Origin of the sequence: Parasalinivibrio latis (genome assembly GCF_036825535.1) — a bacterium.
In the GTDB taxonomy this organism is placed as follows: Bacteria; Pseudomonadota; Gammaproteobacteria; order Enterobacterales; family Vibrionaceae; genus Parasalinivibrio; species Parasalinivibrio latis.
On record NZ_CP098813.1, the window covers coordinates 1,544,777 to 1,567,646 of the forward strand.

The 22,870-nt window shown below is 45.5% G+C and carries 21 protein-coding genes; 11 read left to right on the forward strand and 10 right to left on the reverse strand.

Translation table 11 applies throughout. The features are described 5' to 3' along the window. Nucleotides 1-82: 82 nt before the first annotated feature. Nucleotides 83-964, reverse strand: a complete 882-nt coding sequence (locus NF212_RS23970; RefSeq protein WP_434361454.1) for a LysR family transcriptional regulator — start codon at nucleotides 962-964, stop codon at nucleotides 83-85. 118 nt (nucleotides 965-1,082) lie between these two features. Here NF212_RS23970 and NF212_RS23975 point away from each other — a divergent pair, with 118 nt between their 5' ends. Next, nucleotides 1,083-2,444: an MATE family efflux transporter gene (locus NF212_RS23975; RefSeq protein WP_434361455.1), complete on the forward strand. Its 1,362-nt coding sequence runs from the start codon at nucleotides 1,083-1,085 to the stop codon at nucleotides 2,442-2,444. A gap of 49 nt (nucleotides 2,445-2,493) precedes the next feature. Here NF212_RS23975 and NF212_RS23980 read toward each other — a convergent pair whose 3' ends face one another. Both NF212_RS23980 and NF212_RS23985 read right to left on the reverse strand, forming a co-directional pair. Beyond that, nucleotides 2,494-2,991, reverse strand: a complete 498-nt coding sequence (locus NF212_RS23980; protein WP_434361456.1) for a copper chaperone PCu(A)C — start codon at nucleotides 2,989-2,991, stop codon at nucleotides 2,494-2,496. A gap of 43 nt (nucleotides 2,992-3,034) precedes the next feature. After that, complete coding sequence (locus tag NF212_RS23985; protein WP_434361457.1) at nucleotides 3,035-3,493, reverse strand: hypothetical protein; 459 nt, start codon at nucleotides 3,491-3,493, stop codon at nucleotides 3,035-3,037. A 202-nt stretch (nucleotides 3,494-3,695) separates the two neighbouring features. On the opposite strand from NF212_RS23985, the gene NF212_RS23990 reads away from it, so the two are divergent. Beyond that, nucleotides 3,696-5,870 carry an esterase-like activity of phytase family protein gene (locus NF212_RS23990; protein WP_434361458.1) on the forward strand — a complete coding sequence of 725 codons (2,175 nt, stop codon included), beginning with the start codon at nucleotides 3,696-3,698 and terminating at the stop codon, nucleotides 5,868-5,870. A gap of 65 nt (nucleotides 5,871-5,935) precedes the next feature. Here NF212_RS23990 and NF212_RS23995 read toward each other — a convergent pair whose 3' ends face one another. Then, nucleotides 5,936-6,790, reverse strand: coding sequence for a lipase family protein (locus tag NF212_RS23995; protein WP_434361460.1), 855 nt, complete (start codon nucleotides 6,788-6,790; stop codon nucleotides 5,936-5,938). A 242-nt stretch (nucleotides 6,791-7,032) separates the two neighbouring features. Here NF212_RS23995 and NF212_RS24000 point away from each other — a divergent pair, with 242 nt between their 5' ends. Next, nucleotides 7,033-8,439 (forward strand): sensor domain-containing diguanylate cyclase, encoded by a 1,407-nt coding sequence (locus NF212_RS24000; RefSeq protein ID WP_434361461.1) that lies wholly within the window; start codon nucleotides 7,033-7,035, stop codon nucleotides 8,437-8,439. 63 nt (nucleotides 8,440-8,502) lie between these two features. On the opposite strand, the gene ylqF is transcribed toward NF212_RS24000, so the two are convergent. The 3 genes from ylqF to NF212_RS24015 form a co-directional block, all read right to left on the reverse strand. Continuing rightward, a complete protein-coding gene (ylqF, locus tag NF212_RS24005) occupies nucleotides 8,503-9,444 on the reverse strand; it encodes a ribosome biogenesis GTPase YlqF (RefSeq protein WP_434361462.1) in 942 nt (313 codons plus the stop codon). Nucleotides 9,445-9,552: 108 nt separating this feature from the next. Then, nucleotides 9,553-10,383, reverse strand: a complete 831-nt coding sequence (locus NF212_RS24010) for a sterol desaturase family protein (protein ID WP_434361463.1) — start codon at nucleotides 10,381-10,383, stop codon at nucleotides 9,553-9,555. A 91-nt stretch (nucleotides 10,384-10,474) separates the two neighbouring features. Beyond that, on the reverse strand, nucleotides 10,475-11,296 hold the full coding sequence (locus tag NF212_RS24015; RefSeq protein ID WP_434361464.1) for an EAL domain-containing protein: 822 nt from the start codon (nucleotides 11,294-11,296) through the stop codon (nucleotides 10,475-10,477). Between the two features lie 369 nt (nucleotides 11,297-11,665). Between NF212_RS24015 and phhA the strand changes: the two genes are divergently transcribed. Together phhA and NF212_RS24025 are read left to right on the forward strand one after the other, a co-directional pair. After that, nucleotides 11,666-12,487 carry a phenylalanine 4-monooxygenase gene (gene phhA / locus NF212_RS24020; RefSeq protein WP_434361465.1) on the forward strand — a complete coding sequence of 274 codons (822 nt, stop codon included), beginning with the start codon at nucleotides 11,666-11,668 and terminating at the stop codon, nucleotides 12,485-12,487. After that, nucleotides 12,484-12,840: a 4a-hydroxytetrahydrobiopterin dehydratase gene (locus NF212_RS24025; protein ID WP_434361466.1), complete on the forward strand. Its 357-nt coding sequence runs from the start codon at nucleotides 12,484-12,486 to the stop codon at nucleotides 12,838-12,840. The genes phhA and NF212_RS24025 overlap by 4 nt, the downstream gene beginning before the upstream one ends. Here NF212_RS24025 and NF212_RS24030 read toward each other — a convergent pair. Then, nucleotides 12,837-13,952: a YdcF family protein gene (locus NF212_RS24030; protein ID WP_434361467.1), complete on the reverse strand. Its 1,116-nt coding sequence runs from the start codon at nucleotides 13,950-13,952 to the stop codon at nucleotides 12,837-12,839. The two genes, NF212_RS24025 and NF212_RS24030, sit on opposite strands and share 4 nt — an antisense overlap. A gap of 349 nt (nucleotides 13,953-14,301) precedes the next feature. Between NF212_RS24030 and NF212_RS24035 the strand changes: the two genes are divergently transcribed. Both NF212_RS24035 and NF212_RS24040 read left to right on the forward strand, forming a co-directional pair. Beyond that, the gene (locus NF212_RS24035) at nucleotides 14,302-16,275 is read left to right on the forward strand and encodes a HAMP domain-containing methyl-accepting chemotaxis protein (protein ID WP_434361468.1); all 1,974 of its coding nucleotides are present in this window, start codon (nucleotides 14,302-14,304) and stop codon (nucleotides 16,273-16,275) included. 3 nt (nucleotides 16,276-16,278) lie between these two features. After that, nucleotides 16,279-17,574, forward strand: coding sequence for an ABC transporter substrate-binding protein (locus tag NF212_RS24040; protein ID WP_434361469.1), 1,296 nt, complete (start codon nucleotides 16,279-16,281; stop codon nucleotides 17,572-17,574). 20 nt (nucleotides 17,575-17,594) lie between these two features. Here NF212_RS24040 and NF212_RS24045 read toward each other — a convergent pair whose 3' ends face one another. Together NF212_RS24045 and NF212_RS24050 are read right to left on the reverse strand one after the other, a co-directional pair. Further along, nucleotides 17,595-18,092, reverse strand: a complete 498-nt coding sequence (locus NF212_RS24045) for a DUF4442 domain-containing protein (RefSeq protein WP_434361470.1) — start codon at nucleotides 18,090-18,092, stop codon at nucleotides 17,595-17,597. Nucleotides 18,093-18,217: 125 nt separating this feature from the next. Next, nucleotides 18,218-18,766 carry a hypothetical protein gene (locus tag NF212_RS24050; RefSeq protein ID WP_434361471.1) on the reverse strand — a complete coding sequence of 183 codons (549 nt, stop codon included), beginning with the start codon at nucleotides 18,764-18,766 and terminating at the stop codon, nucleotides 18,218-18,220. A gap of 142 nt (nucleotides 18,767-18,908) precedes the next feature. Between NF212_RS24050 and cobU the strand changes: the two genes are divergently transcribed. From cobU to aroG, 4 genes are all read left to right on the forward strand, one after another. Further along, a complete protein-coding gene (gene cobU / locus NF212_RS24055; protein ID WP_434361473.1) occupies nucleotides 18,909-19,421 on the forward strand; it encodes a bifunctional adenosylcobinamide kinase/adenosylcobinamide-phosphate guanylyltransferase in 513 nt (170 codons plus the stop codon). A gap of 16 nt (nucleotides 19,422-19,437) precedes the next feature. After that, nucleotides 19,438-20,043, forward strand: a complete 606-nt coding sequence (locus tag NF212_RS24060; protein ID WP_434361474.1) for a histidine phosphatase family protein — start codon at nucleotides 19,438-19,440, stop codon at nucleotides 20,041-20,043. A gap of 40 nt (nucleotides 20,044-20,083) precedes the next feature. Then, a complete protein-coding gene (locus NF212_RS24065; protein ID WP_434361476.1) occupies nucleotides 20,084-21,550 on the forward strand; it encodes a cobyric acid synthase in 1,467 nt (488 codons plus the stop codon). Between the two features lie 187 nt (nucleotides 21,551-21,737). Further along, nucleotides 21,738-22,790 carry a 3-deoxy-7-phosphoheptulonate synthase AroG gene (gene aroG, locus NF212_RS24070; protein WP_434362981.1) on the forward strand — a complete coding sequence of 351 codons (1,053 nt, stop codon included), beginning with the start codon at nucleotides 21,738-21,740 and terminating at the stop codon, nucleotides 22,788-22,790. The last annotated feature ends 80 nt before the right edge of the window (nucleotides 22,791-22,870 follow it).

Consider the following 22,870-nt stretch of genomic DNA (forward strand, 5'->3'; position numbering starts at 1 on the left):
TGCCGGAAATTATAAGAAGATTATCTCTGTGCAACTAGAGCAACAAATAGAACGATTGTTGCTTATTTCAGGACAATGAGAGTTATTGATTAAAAAGACGGCAGGTTTCGTCGAAGATCCACTCCATGACTTCATTCCAACCGGTATCACGGCGCTTAACCGCTGCCAGCATATAGTCTGGAGGGGTGGATATATTTTCAGTAGAGAGCTTTTTAACGGTATACCACTCCGTCTTCGCAACATGTTCAGGGATCAGAGCCCAACCAATACCGCGCATAACCAGTGAGGAAATCAGGTAAAAGCTGTCAACGTGCCAAAAATCAGGAGACAGGGGTTTTCCAAGTGTGTCGCCCAGCCTGCCACGGATTACAAGTTGCCGGTGTTTCACCAGTTGGTTTTCAGTCGGTGCTGGAACACGTGCCAAAGGATGATCTTCTGCGACGATAAGTGCCTGACCACAACGCACTATGGACATTCTCTCTAATGAGTCAGGAAGTACATGGTCCTGTATCAGAAAGCCAATGTCTGCCCGGCCGTCTTCTACCCAGCGCGCTATATCCTGTTGGGAACCGTTGAGAATGGTCAGTGTCAGGTGTGGATGAGACTCAGCCAGCCTGGTATAGAGATTCTCAAAATGTTCAATTGGGACAGCTTCGTCCATCGCAATGCTGAATGTGACCGGTGTGCCGGAAGATACGGACAGTGCCCGTGAGTGCAGGCGCTGGCATTGGCTGAGTACGGCAATGGCGTCATTCAGAATATTTTTACCGTCTTCCGTTAAAACCGGGTATTTACCAGACCGGTCAAACAACAAAAATCCCAAATCCGCTTCTAGGTTAGCAATAGCAGTGCTGACTCGAGACTGGGCTTTTCCCAACTTCCGGGCAGAAGCAGTAAAAGAACCGGTTTGAGCTGCGGTAACAAACGCCTCTAACTGATCGAGACTCCATGGTAAGGATGCCATACATATCTCCTTTTTCATTTCATCCATCCGAAAAACGGATGGTAACTAACTTTCTTCTATCATAAATCAGGCAGAGAATGCGCATCAACGAATCATGGCTTCTGAATGAGAGAATTTTATGGAAGCGATAAACAAAAAAGAGTCAATTTCTCGTACTTTCTGGCGGTTTACCATTCCTGCAATTGCGACCATGCTGGTAAACGGCTTATATCAAATTGTTGATGGTGTCTTTGTCGGTCACTACATGGGGCAGGAAGGATTAGCGGCAATAAATATTGCCTGGCCGGTTATCAGTGTGTTGGGTGGTGTGGGTTTAATGATTGGTATGGGCGCCGGGAGCCTTGTTTCCACGTTCCGGGGAATGCGACAGTCATCGAAGGCAAGGCAGGCTATGGGAACCGGGTTGCTGCTGATCCTTCTGGTCGGAGCGCTGTGTTCTGCCTTTCTGTACGCATTTGGTCCAGCACTGCTTGCATTGCAGGGAGCTGACGGGGTTGTCGGCCTGTATGCTGTCGAATACGTCGCCGTGTTTTTCTGGGGGGCATGCCTAACCGTAGGTGCGGGAGCCATTCCATTTCTGGTCAGGAACGACGACGCGCCGAATATGGCAACCGGATTGATGGCGTTAGGCGCAGTCACAAACATTGTATTGGATTATGTGTTCATCGGCATACTGGGATGGGGGCTTGAAGGTGCAGCGGTTGCAACGGTCTCCGCTCAGGCTGTTGTGGTTGTAATTGGTATCGCTTATTTCTTCACTGATTATTCGGCACTGGAAATGAGGCTGAAAGATGTCACGTTAGATGTCGTTAAAATGCGAGAGATTCTGGTTCTCGGTTCTTCTTGTCTGGTGATGTATCTCTATACCGGATTTATGGTTGCTATCCATAACCGGTTATTCATGGACTATGGTTCGGCAACCTGGGTTGCGGCATACGCCATCGTCGGTTACTTGATGACCCTATACTATCTTCTGGCCCAGGGTATCGCAGAGGGAATGCAACCACCAGTGAGTTATTTTTTCGGTGAAAATTCAGCAGTCAAAGTCGGGAAAACAGTCTGGCTTGCCTGTAAGGTCACCACCGTTTTAGGACTGGCCTGGATTGTGACATTGAACCTGTTTCCGGAAAGCCTTATTGGGTGGTTCAACAGCTCCAACCCCGAACTGACTGACGCTGCGACACTCGGTATTCGGTTGCACCTGTTTAACATGTTCCTTGACGGCTTGATTGTAGTGAGTTCTGTCTATTTTGTATCTGTCGGTCTGGGTGGTGTAGCGTTTGCTATCTCTTTGGGGAATATGGTTGTTCAATTGCCGTTTCTGTGGTTTTTGCCCAAATGGTTCGGGTTAGAGGGCGTTTGGCTTGCTATGCCCTTATCAAACTTCTTTCTGGCTGCAGTGGCGCTGATAGCTATGTATAGGCATGTCAAAGGAGGGAAAGTCATTCCCCCGCTGAAAAGCTCAATGATATCAGCGTAAAAAAAAGACCGGTGTTTGCTCACCGGTCTTTTTTGATTTAGTTATGGTGCTAGTGGTGTTTCATCCCACCTTTCATGTGCTTTTTCATCGACTCAGATTGATAATCAGCCGGCTCCACTTTTACGCTGATTTCAACTTTTCCTGCATTTTGAAAATACAAGACCAGGGGAAATGACTCACCCAAGCTTGGTAGCCGTTTGAGTTTGAAGAACATGATATGGTAATCGCCTGGCATAAGGTGTTCACTGCTGTTGGCTGGAATATTGATGCCTTCAACCCGCCGCATTTTCATCATTCCATCGACTTTAGTGTGTTCATGGAGCTCTGTAATCCCTGCGATTGGGGATTCTGCCGCAATCAGTTTGTCATCCTGCTCCGCAGAGTTTTCGATATCAAAGAATGCTGCGGCAACTTTTGAGGTTGGTGGTACCTGTTTTGACCAAGGTTGGGTAATGCTGATATCTCCCACTTTGTAATCGTGTGCGACTGCAAATGAAGAAGCGATTAATGTTGTGGCAAAGGCAAATACGGTCATGATTGACTTCATTATTTTCTCCTGAATATGATATTTGAATTGATATTGTTTGTATTCAGGTGTGATTGGGGGGTGACTGTTTTGGTGCCAACCAGAGGAAAATGGGGAATACACTCAGTATGGTATCTTTTGTGCCTACAACCTTGAGGGTGAGAAGCCCAACAAGAATAAGTGAAATGAGATCAACAGAAAGGAAAACCGATTGGTTAGGAAAGTGAGCCAGATACGGACAATGCTGTTTAGGGTTGTCTTTGTGTTCAAGTGAAAGCGTAGCCGCTTGCTCTAACGATACCCACTTTAAACCCTCTGAAGTACAGAGCAATACCTTGCCGGTTATCTTGCCTATTACGCCAGGAGAATGTTGGAGTTGGCGACTGTCCAAAACGACAGCGGTCTCGACAAAAATGCGGAATAACGCAAGCACCAGCAAAATGCTGATCAACAGGACATTAATGGGTTTCCGCAAAACTACCAACTCTAATTGCTCGTTATTTATAGTACGTGTGTTGATCATGCTATCAAATGACCAAAGAATCGATAACAACTAAATAACTGCTTTGATCACGTAATTTGATAAACCTGATTTCAGAAAATAAGTGCGATCTAACTCCTACTTCCAAGCGGCGTAATGAAATCATCATATAGAAGTGCCGGCTTTTCATTTACGCGTCATTTTTCTCCTAAAAAATCCAGCCACTATTTAAAAGGAGCTGGTGATGACACTTCGTATTTCCACAGCTCTGATTGCAGCTGCGTTGGCAGGAAGCCAAGCGGTAGCAGCAGAGGCTGATTATTTTGAACGTATTGGTTCATTCTCTACTGATCGTAATATTCCTTCCTCAATGGATAGAAACCATGAGTCTTCTGCCGAAATCATGGTTGCCTCCGAAGATGGAAATACCCTGATTTACTCAGACAGTCCACTGGGTGGTATTGGAATTATCGATATTACTGACCCAGTAAAAATGAAGCGGAAAGGATTTGTCCCTTTTGATGGCGAACCGACTTCTGTGGCCATCAAAGGGCAAAATATCTATGCGGGAGTGAACACGTCCGAAAGCTATGTTAAACCTTCTGGCTTCCTGGTTCAGATTGACTTGGTATCGCAAAAAGAGGCTGCGCGGTGTGATGTGGGAGGTCAGCCTGATTCAGTTGATGTTGCCCCGGACGGCAGTTTTGTTGCCGTTGCGATTGAAAATGAGCGTGACGAAGACCTAAATGGCGGTCTGATTCCACAATTGCCGGCAGGAAACCTGGTTTTAGTGCCAGTTGCGGAGGGAATACTCAAATGTGACAGGCTTAAAACCGTTGGCCTTACAGGTATTACCGATATTGCCCCTTCAGATCCGGAGCCGGAATTTGTTGATATCAATGGATTGAATGAAGTGGTTGTCACGCTACAGGAAAATAACCATATCGCAGTTGTAAATGGCAATACTGGCGAGTTGATATCTCACTTCTCAGCGGGAAGTGTTGACCTACGGAATGTCGATCTGGACGAAGAGCGTGCGCTGACATTCGACGGTGAACAATTAAACCGTAAAAGAGAACCGGACGCGGTGAAATGGCTGGATAACAATCGCTTTGTCACCGCTAACGAAGGGGACTACCAAGGTGGCTCACGTGGGTTCACCATTTTTGACAAGAGTGGAAACGTTCTTTTTGAATCCGGTCTCCACTTTGAATACCTCGCAGCGATGGCGGGCCACTATCCGGAAAAACGTTCCGGGAACAAAGGTATCGAGCCGGAAGGTCTTGCTGTAGGTACATTCAGCGGCAAGCGTTACATCTTTGTATTGTCTGAACGCGCTTCTCTGGTCGGTGTCTATCTGGATACCGGTAAAGAGCCGGAATTTGTCCAGTTGTTGCCTTCCGGTATCTCTCCCGAGGCTGCTGCTGTTATTCCGGCCCGTGGACTGTTAGCAACTGCAAATGAAAAAGACCTGATAGAAGATGGCGGTGTTCGAGCGCATGTAATGATGTATAGGCTGTCTGCGGACAAGCCGTTTTATCCGCAGATTACGTCAGTGATGGACGGTAATCGTCCACTGGGGTGGGGGGCACTCTCCGGCCTGGTGGCTGATGACGATAATGCAAACATACTTTATGCCGTAAATGACAGCTTCTACAAAGCTCAGCCCAGCATCTTTGTTATTGATGCGTCTGAGATGCCTGCAGTCATTAGAAAGGCAATTCGGGTAACACGTGATGGAAAGCCGGCAGAAAAGTTGGACTTGGAAGGTATCACGACGGATGGACAGGGCGGTTTCTGGTTGGCTTCTGAAGGACGGACCGACAGAGAAATTCCTCATGCGTTGTACAATGTAAACGGCAACGGTGAGATTGTTCGTGAAGTCGTGTTTCCTGACGCGTTGTTAAAGGTCGAAAAGCGCTTTGGCTCTGAAGGCATCACACGTATCGGTGACACACTCTGGATTGCAATCCAACGCAGTTGGAAAGATGACCCTGCGAATACGGCTAAATTGGTGTCTTTCAATACCATAACCGGTGAGTGGAAAGCCGTACGTTACCCAACTGAAAGGGCAGCTAAAGGCTGGGTTGGCTTATCGGAAGTCGTCGCACACAACAAGCACCTGTACCTGATTGAGCGGGATAACCAAATCGGCGATGCGGCCAAAGTAAAAATGGTGACGCGTGTTGCGCAGTCAGATCTCAAAGCTGTTGATCTTGGTGGTGAACTCCCGGTAGTCAGAAAAGAAGTGGTTCGTGATCTGCTTCCGGACCTGAAATCTACCGGCGGCTATGTTGTCGATAAAGTAGAAGGCCTGGCGATCACTAGCGAGGGTAAAGCCTTTATCGTGACTGATAACGATGGTGTTGATGACAGTTCTGGCGAAACCATGTTCTTAAGTGTCGGAAAGTTTGATTGATTGTGAATTCTGCAGTCTGTGTTGAAAGGCCGGTTTTCCGGCCTTTACAGTTGTTGGCTGTAGAGCTAGTGCTTATCAAAGTAGTCCTTTCTACGAATGTATCTGTCCATAAAGTGGTAAGAGAAGGGTTTGAATATCCAGCTTGTTAGCACCCAATACAACCTCAGAGGTGCTGGCGTATTCTCATAAATTCGTTCGTTATGTAGCCAAATTTGGCTTCCAACATGCCAGTAAATCAAAGGTAACCCAGGTAAAAAAGTGACTATATCCAATCCGCAACAAATTCGGTAAGTTCGGTTGTTTAGGTTGTAGTGCTGTTTAAGGCTCCAAAATCCTGCAGCAGGCTGTCCAAAAGTCACTATGCGTTTTATGGCATTGGGGAATTGCTGGTGAAGCTTTAGTGCTGCAATAACAGCCATTGCTCCACCTGATGAATGACCGGTAAATGAAACCTGCTTGCCTTGGTTTAACAAAGGCACCAAGGTTGATAAGAGCATGTCATAAACACTTTTGCTCCCTGGGTCAGGGTTATCAGTCGACTGGAAAATGTCTGCCTGATAACTGGTGGTTAGTGTTGAATGTCTTGAAAGATAACCGGTTCTGCTTTTCTTACTGTGTTGATCCAAAAAATAGTTAAACCCCCAGTGCACTTTGGGGCTGCCGGGTATATTTGCTAACGTTTTAGGAAAACAGAACAGATTGACCAGCCAGTCTGAGAAACAGTGCGTACCTTTAAAAACCACTACCACGTCAGATTTATCATCCCATAAAACACGGATCAGTGTTTTGCCGTGACGATCGCGTATATCACGTCTGCATGCGTGGCCGAAGCCGAACTGAGTGTGATCAAATAATCGGGGGTAAGAAGCTTTGCACAAAATGGCATAACGTTCGTACTGGTAACGCTTGAGCTTTTTCATCCAAAGTTCTGGGAGCTTGGTCGTGTGAATTTACAGATTAAATGCGCATTGTGACGATTCGACGAATGTTAATTTCCAGGCATTCTGGTTAATAAGACTGATTTGCTGTGTGGGGTAATTAACATTAGTTGATGGCATTATCATTGAAATTTGTAGTTGGAGTGATAATTCATTGATGGTGCAGAACGAAAACGGCAGAATGTCGGGCTCAGGCCTAACTCAAAAGAAAAATTCAAAACTGGATGTCCCTTAGAACAGCAGTAAAAGGGCAAAAAAGCCTATTTTGGTTGGTGGTTGCAGTGGGCGTGTTGATAGTAACGCTGACCACTGTATTCGTCTTCAATGAAAAGAAGGTCATCTTAAAGAATGAAGCCCAGCATGCAGAGTTTACAGCGGGCTTAGTGGCGCAATATGTCGAAAAATCCTTCACTATAGTAGAAGAAAGCCTCTTTGCCGTTAAAGATGCGATTAAGCGTGGCGATTCTGACATGCGTCAGCTGCTGACTAGCTATGACGGACGTCTGAACGAAATTGTCGACCTCGCTGTGGTAAACGTCGATGGTACGGTCGTTGCTGCTTCTTTTGATCGTTCGAAATACAAGATTAACCTGAAAAACAAGAAGTACATCAAGGTATTTGCCCACGCAAATCCTAAGTACTACATCAGTGATGTAATCCGGTATTCCATCGATCCGGCACGCCGGGTAATGGCCGTTTCTACAGCAATGGTTACACCAAGTGGCGAGAAAAAAATCATCGTGGCTTTCGTTGCTGTGGAAGAACTTGTTCAGTCAATTGAACGTGTTGGAATGAATATCGCCAACCAACAGATTTACCTTTTTTACTATTCCGGCCGATTGTTGTTGTCTGTACCGGATATCAAGCGTGAAATTTTTGATACAAGAATTCGGCGGCTTTGGAATTCCGGGAAAGAGCAGGGGTTGCTTGAGCACAAGACTTACAATGACGACGTCGAGCGTATCGTTGCTTACCAGCGCATAGACGGTAAAAACATGTTTGCTGTTGTGGCTGTAGACAAAAACCTGCTGATACGTCCGTGGCAGCTTAAATCATTGGTGGCAATTTTCGGCTGCATTGCGGTAACGTCAATACTTATCGCTCTATACCGGCGGGTCATTGTGTACCAATCCAAGCTAGAGAACATGGCGTTGAATGACCCCTTGACCGGCTTGGCCAACCGCTATGCACTTCAGCAAATTGCACCACTGTATATGGCTCAGGCCATACGCTACAAAAAGCCGCTTTCATTTATCATTTTCGACCTCGATAAATTTAAAGAACTCAATGATACCTATGGACATATCGTTGGTGATCAGGTGCTGAGTGCGACAGCGCACCTGCTTAAACGTAAATTGAGAAATTCTGACGTTATAGTCCGTCTTGGAGGGGAGGAGTTTGGTGTCATGTTGCCAGATACCCCACAGGATCGTGCTGTGATACTGGCGGACCGTATCAGGGTACGGATGCCGACTATCCACAGAAACGGAACGACCGCAAGTTTTGGTGTTTGTGAGTTCCGGCCAAATATGAAGAGTATTGAAGAGTTTATTGACTGTGCGGACAAGGCACTTTACCAGTCAAAGGCAAATGGAAGGAATACGATCAGTGTCTATGAATTAATGGATTGAGGCATAGAAAAACAAATGAAGTTAAGGCGACTCGAGGTCGCCTTAACTGTAAATGTATAACTGTTATTTACGGCGTTTGTTTCGAAGGTAACGTTTACGACGTTCTTCTTTTTTCGCCGCTTTTTCCTCAGTATCACGCGCCTTGTCTTCTTCGACCTGCTCGAGTTCACCTTCGATCATGTCAGGGTGCTCAAGGGTAATCAGCCCAAGAGCGCCGCTACGTAAATCGTTAATTAAAGCTTCGGATGCCTTGTGGAGATCAACCCGGCCTCCTGAACGAAGTGAGCCTCGCTTTTCACCGATAGCTTCTATCAGCTCAATATCGCTTTCTGGCAGTTCTTCGAGATTGTAACGATTCATGAGTAAGTCGGGGTACGCTTTGGCAAGATACTCAACTGTATAAAAACCGACTTCGACATAATCCATTGCAGTATCTTTTACCGCACCAGTGGCAGCCAGGCGGAAACCACTGTGAGGGTTTTCAACCTTAGGCCAGAGGATCCCTGGAGTGTCAGACAGAACGATACCATTTTGCAGGTTAATACGCTGTTGGGCCCGGGTAACGGCTGGTTCATTTCCAGTTTTACAAATGACGCGACCGGCAAAGGTGTTAATTAGGGTGGATTTCCCGACATTAGGGATTCCCATAATCATTGTGCGAATGTTTTTGCCTGCCTCTTCCCGGTGAGGCGCCAGTTTCCGGCATAGCTCAAGTATCTTGTTCACTTCGCTCATTTGAGAGGTAGTGATTGCAATGGCCTTAACTCCTTGCTCTTTTTCAAGGTGTTTCAACCACAACTTGGTCATTTCAGGATCTGCCAAGTCTCGCTTGTTCAGCACTTTAATTACGGGCTTATCGCCTCTAAGACTGCGAACGAGTGGGTTTTCACTGCTGAATGGAATGCGAGCATCAAGAACTTCGATGATAACGTCAATCTTTGGGATTACTTCGGCTATCTCTTTTCGGGCTTTGTGCATATGACCCGGAAACCATTGAATTGACATTATGCGTCCTTATTTCTTTACGTTTATAGGGCGCATATTGTAGCGATTACCGGGTGTGAGTAAAGGAATGCCTTGTCACACGGGCAGTTTACGCGGTGATCCGGGTTATCAATGGTCACTGTAGGCCGGCGGTCCGAACAGATGTAACAGGCGCTGCCGTAAAGTTTTACGTTTTAGTGAAAATGCCAATGAAAGAAGTGTCTTCCACTGGTGAAAAGTAACGACGATTGGATTCCAACTATCCAATTGCTTTGGGATACCGTAATCAATAGATATACCGTCTTTTTCTTTTACAAAGGTACCAAAGAACTTATCCCAAATTATCAGTACTCCAGCGAAATTACGGTCGATGTATTCCGGGTTCCTTGCATGATGCACACGGTGATGGGAGGGGGTATTAAATATGTATTCCAGCCACCCTAGGTGTTTAACCATACGAGTATGTACGAAAAACTGGAACCCCAGGTTAAGTGCGACGATGAGTACGACAAAATCAGGGTGGAAACCTATAAACATCATTGGCGTCCAGAAAAGCCACATACCTGAAACAGGGTACGTCAGACTCTGCCTGAACGCAGTTGTGAAGTTCATTCTGCGAGATGAGTGGTGGGCTACATGAGAGGCCCACATCCAATGTACGTTATGGCTGGCGCGGTGGAACCAGTAGTAGAAAAAGTCTTGTAAAAGAAAAGCGAAGAAAAAGCTGATTATTCCTGGCTCAATGTTGAACAGTCTAAATTGGTATAGCCAGATGAAAAAAGGCATCAGCAGTAGAGTAGCAAGTAAGTCAGCTCCCTGATGTAATCCGGCGAGGGAGAAGTTACATAGTATTTCCCGAATCGAGTAATCCTCCCTGCATTCACTTCGGAGCTTACGATACTCCCAAATCATGAAGGCTAAAAACAGGGGACTGAGAAATACAAGGGTTAGGGACTCCATGCACCACGCTCCAACTGGTCTGACTTGTCAGTGTTACGTCAATGTTAACTTGGGAGGTGCGCGGGAGCAAATCTTCCTTCCACTACAACGTTTAAATGGGAAGTGAAGCGGCCTTGACGGGTATTATTTCTTCCATGAGAGGTTTGGGCAAACCGAGGTAGTAGCCCTGAAACAGATCGATATCCAGAGCCAGCATAGCCTGAAAATCATGTTCCGTTTCAATCCCTTCTACGACTATTTTGGCGCCAATGTTCTTAGCATTGGATATCGCATCAAGGAGAGGGATTTGTTGTCCCAACATATATTTAACCAGTAACCCTCTGTCGATTTTGACAATACAGGGGTTGATTTTCCTTAGCCGGCTTTCGTTATTTGCTTCTGAACCGTAATCATCTATTGCGATTCTGAAACCGTGCAACTTAGAGTGATCGATTGCGACAGCCAGATCGTCGTCATTTCCACACTCTTGTTCAGTTACTTCAAACACCACCTGATTGTTGGGCATACCCAGTTCGACCAAACGTTTGCGCATCAGTTTCTGGCCAGTCGGAGAAAGTGACTGCATTACTGCCGTAGTAGGTAGTATGTTCAGGAAAATCGCTTCACTTTTGTTAAGCCTGGCAAAGTTGCGAAGATGGATAACTCTGGACAGACGGTCAAGGTTGACTTGATCTATACCGTAATCATCTTGATTGTTTGGCGCGGAAAAAATTATTTCCGGAGATATGTACTGTAACGTTTCCAACGAACGTATACGAACGAGTGCTTCATAACCATATATTTCACCGTCTCGGGTAAACAACGGTTGATAAACGCTGCTGAGGCGATAACTTCCATATATAGCTTCAACGTTACCGACCTGGTCTTCAGTCAGAAAAAGTTCAAAATCTTCTTGGCTGTCAAGCAGATCCATGAATAAGCATTCCTTTACTACTCCCGATAATGAAGCTTTACACATGACTAAGCTTCAAGCTTACTCTGTACCATTCCAAGGTTTTGTGCACCTTGCAAAATCAACAAAATAGAACGAAATTCCAAACTAAGATTTCTTTTATTGACATATAAATAACTAAGCGCTAGCCGCCGGGCGTTTGGAGTGTTTGGTTACTTCCTTTGAAATAAGAGAATTTAAAATTATTTAGACTTTGGTTCAGCCAACCTGATTTAAATGTAAATGATATGTTACGCGGATTGATTTTCCTGTCTTCATCCATACCAAGATTATTTACCGCATTCCAGCTAACGTAAAAAAGTCAAACCGCACCGATTGATGGAGACAATGATGGCAAAAGGAAGCCGCTACCAGTCAAAATCCTTGGATAAAAATGGAATTATAAGTTGGTCAGAAAGTGAAAACGAAATTTGGCGCCAGTTACTGTCTCGCCAGATGAATGTGATTCAGGGGAAGGCATGCGAAGAATACCTTGACGGTTTGTTGAAGCTTGATCTTCCCTTAGACAGAGCCCCGCAGCTAGGTGATGTCAGCAAGGTCTTACAAGAAACGACGGGCTGGCAATGTGAGCCCGTTGAAGCGCTTATAGACTTTGATACTTTCTTCGATTTATTGTCCAAGAGACGTTTTCCTGTCGCAACATTTTTGCGAACCAAAGAAGACTTTGACTACCTTCAAGAACCCGACTTTTTCCATGAGGTTTTTGGCCATTGTGCCATGCTGACTCACCCGGCATTCGCTGCATTCACCCAACGTTACGGCATGCTGGGAAAAGCTGCCAACAAAGAAGACCGGCGTTATTTAGCAAGACTTTACTGGTTTACAGTGGAATTCGGACTGATGGATTGTTCTGAGCAAGGGCAGAGAATTTATGGGGGCGGAATTCTCTCATCACCTAAGGAAACTGAATATGCTTTTTTCAGTAATGAACCTCAAAGGAAACCATTCGAGATTGTTGATGTGCTGAGAACACCTTATCGCATTGATATTCTTCAGACAGTGTATTTTGTTATCGACGGAATTGAGCAACTTATGGATGTCTCAAAGCAGGACATCCCTAAGTGCATTGCAGAGGCGAAACGTCTGGGAATGCACGAGCCAACCTTTACTCAGAAAGCTGCTGCATCGTTAATTAAGGAATCGCAAGTATGACGGAAGTAACCCTTAAAGAACTGACTGGTCAGAAATGTAAAGCGTGTAGTGCTGATGCACCACGGGTAACCGATGGCGAATTGGCATCATTGATGTTAACGCTGCCAGAGTGGGATCTTGATAAACAAAGTGGTATCAGCCAACTGACCAGATCATATGAGTTCAGAAATTTCAAACTGGCCTGGGCTTTTAGTAACAAAGTTGCCGAATTGGCTGAAGAAGAAGGGCACCACCCTGCAATATTACTGGAATGGGGAAAAGTAAAAGTTAGCTGGTGGACGCATGCAATAGGTGGATTACATAAAAATGATTTTATCTGCGCTGCAAAAACCGATGCACTCATAAAGAGCTAGTCCAGTTGTAAAGGCCCGCAATCGAAGGCGGGTCTTCCCCACAGTCTGTACAAATCCAATGCGATACTTACCAATTCTCTATAATCGGGCATGGGCACTGTTTTGTTATCATATGTAGTAGGGGATATGGGTAAAACGCCTAAACCGGAACCTATTCTTAAGGTGGCCAGATAGGTTAGGGCACTGAGTCGGTGAATGTGGTTATCTGTAGATACTGGAACTAAATGCTTGATGTGCTCAGGAACCAAACGTGTGCTGAATAGCGCATTTTGGATGGTGTTTGCCGACTTGTCTTCGGTGATAATTTGCGTTGGTGGGATGCCGTTTGATCGCAGCCACTCTGCCATTACACTTGCTTCTGAAATTCCTCCAACCGGTTGCCCACCTGAACAAATCACGACGAAAGAAGAGTTCTTTTGAAGCACCGCATAAGCTAGCTTGAGCCTCTCCTCCATTAGAGATGACATTTTCCCGCCAGGCAGCAACTTATGCCCAGGCAAAAGAATAGCTGAACAATCGGGGATACTTTTTACTTTTGGCAACTGCAATGCATATTTTTCAAAGGCATCCAGATCGGGAGTTTTAGCGTTGGAGGTTTTATATGTTGTGCGCTGCAGTTGATACATCTTGGTGAAAGACATCCAATAATCAGCCCACTCCGAGATATGTGCAGGTATCGGAGGATGAAGTGAGCTTAAAGCCTTCAATGCGTCGTCTACATTTCGGTCAAAAATGTATGCAGTAGACAGTGCGAAGGTAAGGTCAGGGTCACCGGGTCTAAGATCTATGGCCTGTTGGAGGCAGTATTGAACCTCTTTAATGTTCCGGGTCCGTCTGCCATCTGGAGTCATGTAGTTTTCCCGAGAACTCGAATGAAGAGCACGCTGCGCTAAATGCAAAAGATTGACTATTTGTTCGGAAGGAAACGCAAACATTATTGCTCCAATATGAGGCATTTGCATGATAGTAGTGCAAAAAGTTGCTTGAACGATAGTATAGAGCGCTTCTGTTTGGGTGTGGATAAGTGTTTTTTTATTCACAGAAGCGGTGAATAACTCTGGGTATTTCCTAGGTAAGCCACATTTATGAAGCCCTACAGGAATGTCAAGCATTCAAATTCTTGTTCATGATACCTGTCATGATAAACCAAAGAATTTGGCGAGAAGATAAACACAGACATCAAAGATTAGATTGAGATTAATTAAATGGAAATAATCTCAATTAAGAGAAGCGTGCGATCTGAATGCTTGTTAGTGAAATAACCTATCCTACGTGACCTTTGGAGAAGTGGTTTGCATCCAAAATTTGGTCTCTTAAGGTGACAAAGATCACACTAATTTGGGTTGCATACACTTAATTTTCGACGCGAATTGAAGTATTGACAGAAATGTGAAGAATACAGCCGACTTTGAGTTGGGTTAACCCAATGATCATCGATTACAACGGTCTGTTGAGAGTTTAATGAATTTGTCTATTGTTCGCCGAACAGCTATAGGGTTCGCACTGATGTTTGCCCTCATTGTGACAATGGGAGTAATCAGCTATATCAGCACCCAGAATTTACAATCTAAAATCAGTCACCTCACCGAGAAATCTACTCCAAGTGTTATTGAGTCCAGCCATTTGTTGTCCTCTGTCATTGATGCACGTCTTGCAGTCGCTGCGGCGACAGGAACAGAAGGAATTAGGACTGCCAAACAAGATATCCAAAACAACCGAACGGCTTTTGATTCCGCCCTTATCAATTTAGAAAATCTAAACATGGGCGACAGGAATACGTTGGTGCGTATTGATGAAATCAAAAAAGATGCATTCTCGTTTTATTCCAAAACGCTGGAGTTGTTGGAAGATAAGGCTGCATTGCGAAATCAACAAGACAGACTTTCTACATTAAACGAACAGTTTATCAGGCTTGATGATACCTACCAGTGGGCATCCAACCTGTTACTTCAAAAAGCAGCAGTGAAGAGATCATTACAGAACCGCGCTGAGCTGATTTCGAGTGGCATCCGTCGTGATCTAAACAATCTGCGTCGAGCGAACGCTGATACAAATCTCGTCGCCTTGAAAACCACCTTGGAAAAAGACATTGATATTGCACTTAAACGTCTTGCGCTGATTGATGTTAACAGTGAGGTCAAAGCTCGTTTTGAACGAAATGTTTTAAAGCTAAAGGAACTGACACTGGAAAAAGGCGGGTTAATTGAAACCCTTAATCACCGAAACCGAATCCTGGAGAAGATAACCGGTAGCGAGCAACAGCTAGCTCAGTTGCAAAATGAATTGCGCGGCAAGATCGACCAACTGGCATTTGATGAGAAGTCAAAAGCAGATAGTAGTCAGAGAGATGCAAGCCAAGCATCGAAATCGGCTTTGATTCTTAACTTCATTATGACTCTTGCTTCAGGTGTTGTTGCAGTTATTGTGGCGTATTCATCGGCGCAGGCCATCCGAAAACCATTTAGACAGATTAAGTCGGTTTTGGACAAAATGTCCCAAGGGGATATGAGTCAACGTACTGGTTATGATGCGGCAGATGAGTTTGGTGAAATTGCACGTAATATCGATGTGCTGATTTCATCAATGTCACATACGCTCACAAACATCAATGCCGGATCTTGTCATCTGCTGGAAGAAGCCAAGGAATCTGCAATTAGCAGTGAAATGGCTATGAGGCGGGTTGAAGATCAAAAGAGCCGCACAGACCAGGTAGCTGCAGCAATATCTGAAATGGAAGTGAGTGCCCAGGAAATTAACCGCTCAACGGAACGAACAGTTAACGAGGTTGAAGAGGCTAATACCAGATCTTGTGCCGGCCGGGAGCAAGTAGCCCTTAACAGAGCGATCACTGAAGAACTTGCCAACCATATCAGCAGTGCTGTTGGTTCTTCGGAAGAACTGAATAAACTGACTGGCCAGATTGGCACCATTCTTGGCGTTATACGGGAAATTGCTGACCAAACAAATCTACTGGCTCTTAATGCGGCTATTGAAGCTGCTCGAGCCGGAGATATGGGGCGGGGGTTTGCTGTTGTGGCAGATGAAGTACGTGCACTTGCAACACGAACCCAACAGTCAACCGAAGAAATCCACCAAATGATCGAAAAACTTCAGCGCCATACCGAGTCGTTAGTCAATTCAATGGCATTAAGTGAAGAGAAAACCATAAGTTGTGTGGAACAGTCACGGCTGACTGATGAAACACTTCAGGAAATTGCAGACAGCGTTTCTCAAATTCGTGAGATGGCTGCCCAAGTCTCAAATGCAACAGAAGAGCAGATCAAAGTTTGCCGGGACGTTGCCGAGCATATCAATGGTATTGCGGAAGTTGCCCACGCGGCTGAGACTGAGGCTCGTGAATCCTCTCAACGCAGCGAAACTCTTACTCAGCTAGCCTCAGAGCAACAGTCTCAGATTAGTAAATTCAAGGTTTAACATATGCGCACAGGTTGGATTTTAAAAGGCATTGTTTTTGCCTTGTCGTTGTCTGGATTCAAGGTGGTGGCTTCTGAACAAATTGTCATCGATTCCTGGCGTAATGATGACAAAGTCTGGAACGAGGTGATTATCCCTGCGTTCAACAAGCACTATCCCAATATAAAAGTTACCTATCGTGCATCGGCCAGCCCGGCAATATATAACGGGGAGTTGGAAAACAGGTTGGAAAACGGGTCTGCAGGTGACCTTATAGCTTGCCGCCCTTTTGACAGTTCACTGAAACTGTTTAAAGAAGGGAATCTTAAGGAAATCACTGAAATGCCCGGTATGGAGAACTTCCCGTCTTTTGCACAAACACCATGGCAGACGGATTCCGGAGCCCAGACGTTTTGCCTACCAGTGGCATCAGTCATCCATGGCTTTTTTTATAATAGAAAAATCTTTCGGGAATTAGGGTTGAGCAAACCTAAAACTCGCTCGGAATTTCATGCAGTCCTGGAAAGTGCCAAGGCCGCCGGTTATACCGCTTTGGCCTTGGGAACAAAGGATAAGTGGGAAGCCGCAACGATGGGCTTCCAAAATATTGGCCCTAATTACTGGCTCGGTGAAGACGGCCGCTTTGCTTTAATTAACGGTGATGAAAAACTGAATAGTCAACCCTACATGGACACCTTTGCAGAGTTGCAATCGTGGAAACCGTATATGGGACAGGGATTCGAAAAACGAAGTTATGAAGATTCTATAAAGTTATTTAAATCAGGTAGGGCGGCAATCTACCCGGCAGGTTCATGGGATATAACGACGTTTGGAAATACACTGGAGCTTGGCGTATTCCCGCCGCCTGTGCCTGATTCGGCGAAAGCATGTTATTTCAGTGACCATACAGACATTGGCATGGGTATAAATGCAAAAAGTAAGCATCCTGACGCCGCTGCAAAGTTCCTGTCCTGGATGACAACGGAGGAGTTTGCTGAACTCTTTACTAACGGGATGCCGGGATTTTTTTCCCTGTCTAACCACTTTTTTGATGTTACAAATCCAGTCGCTGCTGAAATGTTGAGCTGGCGAGACAGGTGTGACTCGACGATAAGGAACACAGCCCAAATCCTTTCAAGGGGAAAACCAGATTTAGAATTGGGAATATGGGAAGCATCAACAAAAGTTATTGAAGGAAAGTTATCACCTTGGCGAGCCAGCCGAGAATTGCAAGAAGGTCTGGAGTCTTGGTACCCGCCTCAGAAAAATGCTCAGTCTTCTGAAAAAGCACAAGACTGGAATTGTCCGGCAGTAAACTGAATAAAGAGAGGCGGCTGGGTTTAAGCCGCCTTCTTTTGTGACACTGATGTCGCCTTTACCGACAGCGTCAAATCAAATTCTGCCATAGGCTTTTCATTATGAAGAGAAGGGCAAGTACAGATAATTCTGACCGGTTTGGATACTCTTTCCCCTGTATACAGGGTTTCATCTAACATGTCGTCTATCAACTTACCGTCGGTGCAGGTAAAGTAAACATCGGATTCGGGCCGGTGTAAAAATTCGGCTTTGACTGCCTTAAAAGCCAGTGAGATTTTTACTCCTCTGCTTTCGGCTTTGTCCATTGCCATAAAGCCTCCAGCCACATCTGCACCGATGGCGAGTGCACCAAAGTACATGCTGTTCAAATGGTTCTTAGTAACGCGCTTTAGAGGGATCCTGACAACCACTTTTTCTTGGTCGAGATGGAGGATTTTGGGTCGGCAAAGCCAAATGAGTGGCACTTTGAAAAAGCCAAACAAATTCAGCATTCTATTAGCATGCTTTAAAGATGACAGCATGATCGATTCCTTCCAGCCAAATATCATTGACACTCAAGACTAAAATCTTAACTGGTCGGATGTCAATGAAATGTTGCGACTAAAATGCTGAATCTGAGTGTTTATGTCGACAATTTAAATTGCGTTCAAAATTCGTAGCGTACTGAGAATGTCACGCTGTCATCGAAATAGGATACAGGCGCCCACTGTATACCGAGTGAAAAAGTTTCATTCGAGTACAATCTAGCTCCAAACTTGACTTCACCATAGGAGTCATCTTTGTCCAGGAAGAATCGACCGACTGTAAAATTCAATTCAACATTGGGTTGTATCCAGGCACGGACACCTATATTAATTGTGTTGGCCAATTCGCCTGTATCATGATCTTTGGCACCAGGCTCTCTAAGATAATTGAGTGTAAGATCTCCAGTGACGTCAACAAATCCGTTTATAGGACCATTGAATCCAACTCCTACTCCTGAAAACCAATCGCCTTCCCACTGTGTGGAAACGTGACCTAACACATGAGCATTTTCATGAAGAGCTAATCGTGCGACTGCACCCATAGCGTTGGGATTGGTCTGATAGGCAAATTCTAGATGGTTATAGTTGAAGTTATTGGCAAAAACAAAACTGGGCATTAATAAAGTAGACGCCAATACCCCACTTTTGATGAGATACTTATTACAGTGCATAAACACGACTCCCTTCGCGCGACAATTTTTCTTTTGAGATTAGTCTATTGATTGCTACCTTAATCGCAACTTGGAAAACACATTAATTTGAATAAGACCGTGCTGTTTCGAGCGTGGTTCTACTGATTACTTAGGCAACAAGATGATCGAATTTATTCTGGGTGGTGCCCGCTCAGGAAAAAGCCGGCTCGCAGAAGAACTGGCTCAAAAAACAGGCAAGCCTGTATCTGTAATCGTAACAGCGACTGCAGAAGACGATGAAATGGCAGACAGAATTACACGGCATAAAGCAGACCGTAACGCCGAGTGGGTGGTCATAGAGGAACCCTATTCACTGGGTAACGCTGTCGCAGATCTTTCCGGGAAAGGGCAGTGTATCCTCATTGATTGCCTTACTCTGTGGCTGACAAATTGCCTGTGTTCAAAAGGCGAAGCCGTGTGGGAACAAGAAAAACTGATGTTACTGGAAACCCTAAAAGAGTGCCGCAACGAAGACATCATAATGGTGAGCAACGAAGTGGGGCACGGTATTGTCCCTATGGGGGCGTTGAGCAGAAAATTCGTTGATGAATCAGGATGGCTGCACCAAGCCATTGCGAAAGAGGCGGATTCTGTCTCCTTTGTAATGGCTGGCATGCCGTTAAAACTGAAATAACTGCCGGGTAAAACCAATGAACTTCAGAACCCTGAATGTTACGTTACTTCGTCACGGCCGTCCGGAGGGAGAAAATTGCCTGCGTGGTGTCACTGATTTCCCATTAACCACTGAGGGTTTTCGCCAGATGGAAATGGCGGTCGAAAGCAATGTCACCATGTTTGGAGAGGTCATCTCCTCGCCTCTTCACCGTTGTCGGCATTTTGCAGAACAGATCGCGTCTAAACGTGGGTTAGGGCTGAAAATCAGGAATTGCTGGCAGGAAATGAATTTTGGCGACTGGGATGGGCAATCTGTAGAGAAGCTTTGGCGGGAAAATCCTGATTTCAGGCGCTTTCAAGGAAACCCATGGCATTCAACTGTTCCGAGAGGCGAGCAAACCAGAGAGTTTGATATGCGTGTATCAAATGCTTGGGACGATCTGTTAGAGCAAACGATCAGTGATACGGTTCTTGTTGTCACTCATGCCGGTGTCATAAAACAATTGTTACGGCAAATCTGGAAAATGCCTGAGGATTCAACTTACCTATCGAGCCTTTCATTGCCTTATGCCGCCAGAATTGACATCGCGGTATACATTAACGGAGACGAAATATGTCCCGTTGTGAAGTGGCCTTCGTAATTGCTTTCATGACCAACCAAATTTGAGTTTGACTAAAAATATGCTTAATCCTAACCAGGCACTAATGGTGCAAGGTACAACTTCTGATGCCGGTAAAAGCTTTCTTGTCGCAGCAATATGCCGGGTCCTTGCAAACAAAGGGATCAGAGTCGCCCCTTTTAAATCTCAGAACATGGCATTGAACAGTGCAGTAACAAAAGACGGTGGTGAAATTGGGCGCGCTCAAGCAGTGCAAGCTCAGGCGGCGAGAGCAGAACCGTCCGTCCATATGAATCCTATCCTCCTAAAACCGTGCACGGATGTCGGGGCTCAGGTCATTGTGCAGGGTAAAGCTCTGACCGATATGGATGCCATCGGTTACCACGGCTATAAAGCAATTGCCATGGGACCGGTTATGGAATCGTTCGAAACGTTACGTAGAGAATATGAGACCGTAATTATAGAAGGGGCAGGCAGCCCGGCTGAAATTAACCTCCGTGAAAATGATATAGCTAACATGGGGTTTGCTGAAGAGGCTGACGTCCCTGTAATCATCATTGCTGATATAGATAAAGGCGGCGTGTTTGCCCATTTGGTAGGTACGTTGGATTTGCTGAGCCAGTCTGAGCAGGACCGTGTAGTGGGGTTCGTGATTAACCGGTTCCGAGGAGATATTAAGCTCCTTGAGCCGGGCCTAGAGTGGCTGGAGGATCGTACAGGAAAGCCGGTAATAGGCGTGATTCCATATTTACACGGTTTGTCCCTTGAAGCGGAAGATGCAATTGATGGCCAACAGGTTTTGGCTGGTGATGGTGCGACACTGAATGTCATTGTTCCTGTTGTACCGAGAATAAGTAACCACACAGACTTTGATTCCCTGCGCCTTCATCCTGACGTCAATCTTAGGTATGTCGGTCCCGGTGAAGTTCCTCCGCCATGTGACCTGATTATCTTACCTGGCAGTAAGAGTGTGCGTGCAGATTTGGATTATCTGAGAAAAGAAGGCTGGGAAACTCACTTAAAACGTCACCTTCGATATGGCGGGAAAGTGATGGGGATCTGCGGAGGATACCAGATGCTGGGAAACCTCATCAGTGATCCCTACGGTGTTGAGGGAACCAATGGATCATCTCAAGGTTTTGGGTTGCTTTCGTGTAACACGGTGTTGGAAAAAGAAAAGCAACTTACCAACACTGCAGGAATCCTCCGGCTGGACGGAAAAGAGGCTGCGGTTGCAGGTTATGAAATTCACGTTGGGATAACGTCAGGCAATGACTGTGCTCCTTTAAGTCTAGGCGATAGGGTAGACGGGGCTATTAGCGAGGACAACAACGTTTTCGGTACTTACCTACATGGGGTGCTGGATACGCCGGACGCGCTCAAACTGGTATTGGAGTGGGCTGGTTTAAAAGGTGCGAATGACATAGATGTAACAGCACTCAGGGATGAGCAAATTGAGAGAATAGCCCGAGTGGTTGAAGAGCATTTGGATCTGGAAAAACTGTTCGGCAAACCATTAGTAGTTTAATGCCGATGAAAGTTCAAGTTCTCGGCGTAAATAATATTTTGTTAATCTGTAAAACAAGGTTTGCACTTTATTGCCATTGCCGCTAACGTAGTGGCAATGGAAAAGTGTGCCCTAGTTAACAAAAAGGCTGATTTAGGTTAGGTTAACTACATCGAAAATGCATAGGAAGTGGTGAGAAAGTATGAGCATTTATCAAACGGATGACGTTCGCATCAGTCAAATTAAGGAATTATTGCCTCCTGTGGCGCTGTTAGAGCGCTATCCAGCAACGGAAACCGCGTCTGAAACCGTCTTTAATGCTCGAGAAGCGATCCACAAGATTCTCCATGGAAAGGACGATCGTCTGTTGGTTATTGTGGGGCCATGTTCAATTCATGACCCTGATGCTGCCAGGGAATATGGCGAGCGCCTGAAAACGTTGCGTGACGCCCATGCTGGAGAGCTTGAGGTTGTTATGAGGGTGTATTTCGAGAAGCCTCGTACAACTGTAGGCTGGAAAGGCCTTATTAACGACCCTTATATGGATGGAAGCTTCAAGCTCAATGATGGCTTGCGTCTTGGTCGGAAGTTACTGCTGGACATCAACGAGCTTGGTTTACCTGCTGCAGGTGAGTTTTTGGATATGATTACTCCCCAATACATGGCCGATCTGATTAGCTGGGGGGCTATTGGCGCTCGTACCACAGAATCTCAGGTTCACCGAGAGTTATCTTCAGGCCTTTCTTGCCCGGTAGGGTTTAAAAATGGTACCGATGGGAACATAAAAATTGCAACTGATGCAATTCGTTCAGCTGAATCCCCTCACCATTTTCTTTCGGTCACAAAGTTCGGTCACTCTGCCATTGTTGCCACCGCAGGGAATGAAGATTGCCATGTGATTCTTCGTGGTGGCAAAGAACCCAATTACAGTGCAGCCCATGTCTCTGACGTAGTAACGCAACTGAAAGCATCAGGTTCACCAGAAAAGGTGATGATTGATTTCAGCCATGCGAACAGCAGCAAGCAGTATCAACGCCAGATGATTGTGGCAGAAGATGTTGCTGGTCAAATCGGTGCAGGGAATAACGCGATATTTGGGGCGATGATTGAAAGCCACCTGGTAGAAGGCAGACAGGACTTGGTGATAGGTCAGGAACTGACGTACGGACAGAGTATTACTGATGCCTGTATTGGTTGGGAAGATACAGAGAAAGCGCTGGAAGTGCTCGCCAACGCTGTTAAGCAAAGACGTGCGTTTTAAGTGCCGACTTGCCAGTAACTTCGAAAAAAAGGCGCGAAAAGCGCCTTTTGTCATACTATTCATTGCGGCTTTACAGAAAA

What these genes read in the sequence shown, in the direction of transcription:
- cobU (WP_434361473.1), top strand. Translation starts at nt 18,909, where the DNA reads ATGATCGAATTTATTCTGGGTGGTGCCCGCTCAGGAAAAAGCCGGCTC.
- NF212_RS24030 (WP_434361467.1), bottom strand. Translation starts at nt 13,952, where the DNA reads ATGCTTGACATTCCTGTAGGGCTTCATAAATGTGGCTTACCTAGGAAA.
- NF212_RS24015 (WP_434361464.1), bottom strand. Translation starts at nt 11,296, where the DNA reads ATGGATCTGCTTGACAGCCAAGAAGATTTTGAACTTTTTCTGACTGAA.
- NF212_RS23970 (WP_434361454.1), bottom strand. Translation starts at nt 964, where the DNA reads ATGGCATCCTTACCATGGAGTCTCGATCAGTTAGAGGCGTTTGTTACC.
- NF212_RS24025 (WP_434361466.1), top strand. Translation starts at nt 12,484, where the DNA reads ATGACGGAAGTAACCCTTAAAGAACTGACTGGTCAGAAATGTAAAGCG.
- NF212_RS24010 (WP_434361463.1), bottom strand. Translation starts at nt 10,383, where the DNA reads ATGGAGTCCCTAACCCTTGTATTTCTCAGTCCCCTGTTTTTAGCCTTC.
- ylqF (WP_434361462.1), bottom strand. Translation starts at nt 9,444, where the DNA reads ATGTCAATTCAATGGTTTCCGGGTCATATGCACAAAGCCCGAAAAGAG.
- NF212_RS23980 (WP_434361456.1), bottom strand. Translation starts at nt 2,991, where the DNA reads ATGAAGTCAATCATGACCGTATTTGCCTTTGCCACAACATTAATCGCT.
- NF212_RS24060 (WP_434361474.1), top strand. Translation starts at nt 19,438, where the DNA reads ATGAACTTCAGAACCCTGAATGTTACGTTACTTCGTCACGGCCGTCCG.
- NF212_RS23985 (WP_434361457.1), bottom strand. Translation starts at nt 3,493, where the DNA reads ATGATCAACACACGTACTATAAATAACGAGCAATTAGAGTTGGTAGTT.
- NF212_RS24040 (WP_434361469.1), top strand. Translation starts at nt 16,279, where the DNA reads ATGCGCACAGGTTGGATTTTAAAAGGCATTGTTTTTGCCTTGTCGTTG.
- NF212_RS24065 (WP_434361476.1), top strand. Translation starts at nt 20,084, where the DNA reads ATGCTTAATCCTAACCAGGCACTAATGGTGCAAGGTACAACTTCTGAT.
- NF212_RS24050 (WP_434361471.1), bottom strand. Translation starts at nt 18,766, where the DNA reads ATGCACTGTAATAAGTATCTCATCAAAAGTGGGGTATTGGCGTCTACT.
- NF212_RS24000 (WP_434361461.1), top strand. Translation starts at nt 7,033, where the DNA reads ATGTCCCTTAGAACAGCAGTAAAAGGGCAAAAAAGCCTATTTTGGTTG.
- NF212_RS23975 (WP_434361455.1), top strand. Translation starts at nt 1,083, where the DNA reads ATGGAAGCGATAAACAAAAAAGAGTCAATTTCTCGTACTTTCTGGCGG.
- NF212_RS23995 (WP_434361460.1), bottom strand. Translation starts at nt 6,790, where the DNA reads ATGAAAAAGCTCAAGCGTTACCAGTACGAACGTTATGCCATTTTGTGC.
- NF212_RS24045 (WP_434361470.1), bottom strand. Translation starts at nt 18,092, where the DNA reads ATGCTGTCATCTTTAAAGCATGCTAATAGAATGCTGAATTTGTTTGGC.
- phhA (WP_434361465.1), top strand. Translation starts at nt 11,666, where the DNA reads ATGGCAAAAGGAAGCCGCTACCAGTCAAAATCCTTGGATAAAAATGGA.
- NF212_RS23990 (WP_434361458.1), top strand. Translation starts at nt 3,696, where the DNA reads ATGACACTTCGTATTTCCACAGCTCTGATTGCAGCTGCGTTGGCAGGA.
- NF212_RS24035 (WP_434361468.1), top strand. Translation starts at nt 14,302, where the DNA reads ATGAATTTGTCTATTGTTCGCCGAACAGCTATAGGGTTCGCACTGATG.